1 protein-coding gene is annotated in these 1,441 nt (G+C 64.4%); it reads right to left on the bottom strand.

Translation table 11 applies throughout. From position 1 onward, the window contains the following. Positions 1-3: 3 nt before the first annotated feature. The gene (locus tag NQ036_RS15370; protein WP_257050019.1) at positions 4-1,314 is read right to left on the bottom strand and encodes an ISL3 family transposase; all 1,311 of its coding nucleotides are present in this window, start codon (positions 1,312-1,314) and stop codon (positions 4-6) included. Between the last annotated feature and the right edge of the window lie 127 nt (positions 1,315-1,441).

The raw sequence follows: 1,441 nt of genomic DNA, 5'->3' as shown, positions 1-1,441 counted from the left end.
GGCTCATCCGATTTGGGAGTGTAGTTGGGGTCTGAATCCCCCTGCTTCCAGGAGGCTGCGTGCAACGTAGTTGGTCAGGTTCCGGAAGCCGAGGGCGGAGCCTCGGAGGTGCTCGAGTCTTCCGTTGATGGCTTCCGTGGGGCCGTTGGACGTTCCTGGGTGGTCGAAGTATGCCAGGATGTCACCGGCCCGGCGTTTCAACGTGCGTCCCAGCGTGATGACCTCGCGCAGTGCTTTTGGCACTCCTCGGCTGATGTTGTCGATGAGCTGGGCCATGATGCGCTTGCCCTCCCTTGGGTCGGTGTGCCGGTACGCGGCCACGACGTCCTGGTACACGCCCCAGGTCGCTTCCACTTCGGCGTGACGCTCATCGGTGAACGCGACCATGAGCCTGGTCCGCTGCTTGTCGGTGAGCAGGTCCTCCCCAGTGTGCAGGGTCCGGCGGATCCCGTAGAGCGGATCACCAGACCTGCCGCGGTGCCCGGTGGTCTCCTGCTGGATACGCTGCCGATTCCGGTCCAAGGCATCCCCGCATAGTTGGGTGACGTGGAAAGGGTCCATGACCTCGATCGCGTCGGGCAACTCCGTCTCGGCGGCGGTCTTGAACCCGGTGAACCCGTCCATCGCCACGACCTCCACGGCGTCTCTCCAGTTATGGGGCCTGGCCTGAAGCCAGGCCGTGAACACGGCCTTGGACCGGCCCTGAACCATGTCGAGCAGGCGCGCAGGCCCAGTCTTGTCCCGAACCGGGGTGAGGTCGATGATGACGGTGACGTACTTGTCGCCCTTGCGCGTATGCCGCCACACATGCTCGTCGACGCCGATGACCTGCACGCCGTCGAAACGGTCGGGTTTGTCGATGAGCACCCGCCGTCCCTCAGTGATCACCGCGGCGTTCGCAGTATCCCAGGACACCGCCAGGCTGTCAGCGACACGAGCGACTGTCAGGTGCTGGCACACGATTCCTTCCAGCGCCCACCGCAGCCCCGTCCGCGACAATTTGGCGCGCGGCTCGGCCGCTGCACGTGTATCCTGCCGCCAGACGTGGCCGCACTCTGTGCATTTGTAGCGTCGGACGCGCACGTGCAGAGCCGTCGGCCGCCAGCCCAACGGCTGGTGAGCAAGCCTGCGCACCAGCGTGTCCCGTGGAGCCCCCGGAGACCCACAGCGGTGGCACCAGTCGTCCGGCTCAACGACAGTACACGAAATGATCGCCCGGTCCGGCGTCAGGTACTGGCCGACGGCGCGCAGGCCGAGACCGTCGAGTCCCGTGAAAGTCGTGAGATCAGGAGTCGTGAAGGTAGGCTTGAGCATCGAAGGCCTTGTGGTGAGGAATCGGTTTCTAGACAATTCCCATTCTCACCGCGGGGCCTTCTTCACACCCCCTACGACACACCTACCCCTGTCGGATAATTCTCTACACCCTCAATCCGGAAGAGCC

The sequence above is a fragment of the Brevibacterium sp. 91QC2O2 genome (genome assembly GCF_024580695.1).
GTDB classification, from domain to species: Bacteria; Actinomycetota; Actinomycetes; order Actinomycetales; family Brevibacteriaceae; genus Brevibacterium; species Brevibacterium moorei.
Note: the sequence above shows the minus strand (reverse complement) of the source record. Positions and strands in the feature narration are given on the sequence as shown.

Excerpts from the sequence above, each read along its gene's own strand:
- NQ036_RS15370 (WP_257050019.1), bottom strand. The coding sequence starts at position 1,314 with ATGCTCAAGCCTACCTTCACGACTCCTGATCTCACGACTTTCACGGGA.